This window comes from Burkholderia dolosa, assembly GCF_902499135.1.
Classification (GTDB): Bacteria; Pseudomonadota; Gammaproteobacteria; order Burkholderiales; family Burkholderiaceae; genus Burkholderia; species Burkholderia dolosa.
In genome coordinates this window covers 1-2,130 of sequence record NZ_CABVPR010000137.1, presented here as the reverse complement: position 1 = coordinate 2,130, position 2,130 = coordinate 1, and the positions used below count along the sequence as shown (strand labels likewise).

Sequence of the window (2,130 nt, the reverse complement as noted above, 5' to 3'; positions counted from 1 at the left end):
ATCGCCGCCGTCAGCGTCGTCTTGCCGTGGTCAACGTGACCAATCGTACCAACGTTCACGTGCGGCTTGGTCCGCTCGAATTTTTCCTTGGCCATTTTCAACTCCCGAAAGGAATTTCACATGTTGCGCCGCGCGCAAACAGACACTGACTTTTACTGCTGGTGCCCATGGGCAGGATCGAACTGCCGACCTCTCCCTTACCAAGGGAGTGCTCTACCACTGAGCCACATGGGCGCTTTACGCTTCAACTTCGCGGACTGGAGCGGGTGAAGGGAATCGAACCCTCGTCGTAAGCTTGGAAGGCTTCTGCTCTACCATTGAGCTACACCCGCGCGGGCCACTAACGATTTCCCTACCGCTCTCTGCGTTGATGTTCTTGGTGGAGGAGGTTGGATTCGAACCAACGTAGGCGTAAGCCAACAGATTTACAGTCTGCCCCCTTTAGCCACTCGGGCACCCCTCCGTAGAGAACTGACGATTATGGGGGTGCATCGAACTCTTGTCAAGCACGTCGGGAAGATTATTTTCATTCTCTTCCGCTCGCGCCGCTCGACGTCCTGCTCCCTCTAGCGGCTGAGGCAAGCATGACTTCGCTGATCGACGCCCACATCGTCAGACTCCGTCTTCAGCGAGATCCTAAACGCTGAAAACGAAAGACCGCCATGATACGGCCTCTGATTGGCGATGCCAAGCGGTAAACGAAAATTTGTGGCAATTTTCATGCCGGGCAGACGCGACTGCCATTTTCGCCGGCTCCGGCGCGGATTGATGCAGGCCGTGAATTCAGCGCGTTGGGCAGAGATCGTTTACGGGCCGCCCACGCACGCTATAGAGATTGCTCAACGGGTCCGTTCTGAGGTGGCTTGACCACCGGCTCAGAAGCGCGCCATATCGTTCCGATTTATGACTCGGAGTCGCGGGAGGGCGCAGCCAATGTGCTAACGATCCAACGGCGGCGCCATGTGGTTGGGGCGAGGTTCCGAAGCTAGCAATTCGCTCCATAGCGCCCCGCTTTCGACAGGAGCTCGCGGTGGCCGTTCTTAAACGGTCGCCCCGTTTTGTGTTGCGAATACCGGAAGCTCGCTTGGATTCCGAGTGAAATATTTTTTGCCTTCTGGCACCAAAACTGCTGAATGGGCGAGCCTGACGCGCATACACCGCGGCCTGCGCTTTTGCGGCCTTTCGCCCACGGAATCACGTTCCCGAGTGGACCAGCTATGAAGTTGGGGCAACAGACGGCACCGTGGGCTTTGTCATCCGCTCTTGTTTGCGAACGTCGGCGGGCGACACAACTGGGTCAACGTCCGGCGATCCTACTAGTTGATCCGGTGCGGCACGGTCACATCAGGTGGCCCTTGTTCTTTGCGGGCTCAATCAGCTCATATCGAGGCTGATTTTTATTGGCCGATGCGCCGGCATTCTGGGCGCGCCGTAGGCGCACATGTTGAGCGACCAAGCTGGCTCTTCGGTCGAGAACGCGAAGCGATTTTGGCGTCCCTGCGGATTGGTGTCCTTAGAGAGCCTATACGCGCGACGCTTATCTTCGATTTTGCTGCGGCCAGGAACCGCATTCGGCTCAGCCGCTGAACTGCTTGCGCGGGGGTGCTCGAGCAATGATCGGCGGCTGAAGCATCCACTTTGCCGGGAAGGTGAAGTAGGACGAAATCGACTCCATGCGCGCTGAGTCTGTCCGGCAAACTGCCGTCCGTTATTCGGAATGGCTTTGGAGGGGCGTCACGGGACTGTAGCGCACCACCTGGCTGCCGCGCGAAGCGGCGACATCCACCGACATGAATGAGGAAGGGACGCTTTACGTGGGCGAGCGCCGGAGCGCGGTCATTTCCCGCTGATTCTCGATGTTTTGACGGAGGTTCGCCGTCGACACGCCGAGCAAGACTGTCGGGGAGCGGTGACTTGCGATCCAGCGCCATGAGGAAGTGCCGCGCGCCGGGCCATCAAGCCGAGTCGTTTTGTATGTGCGGCACGACCCGCCGGCTTCAATACGGGGCCCCGCGATCGTAGCAGGCGACGGATGTTTTTTCGTCGCGCAAATGCAAAAACCCCCGCCGATTGGCGGGGGTTTGCGCGGCAAGGGGAGCCTGACGATTACCTACTTTCACACGGGAATCC

General features: G+C 58.6%; 1 protein-coding gene and 3 tRNA genes. All 4 read right to left on the bottom strand.

Going from position 1 to position 2,130, the window contains the following annotated elements; translation table 11 throughout:
• The coding region (locus tag BUB20358_RS27845) for a GTP-binding protein (protein ID WP_018003793.1) at positions 1-95 on the bottom strand (95 nt) is incomplete at its 3' end.
• A gap of 64 nt (positions 96-159) precedes the next feature.
• Positions 160-234: transfer RNA gene (locus BUB20358_RS27840), tRNA-Thr, on the bottom strand.
• 24 nt (positions 235-258) lie between these two features.
• Positions 259-332, bottom strand: a tRNA-Gly gene (locus BUB20358_RS27835).
• Between the two features lie 45 nt (positions 333-377).
• Positions 378-463: transfer RNA gene (locus tag BUB20358_RS27830), tRNA-Tyr, on the bottom strand.
• Positions 464-2,130: the final 1,667 nt, after the last annotated feature.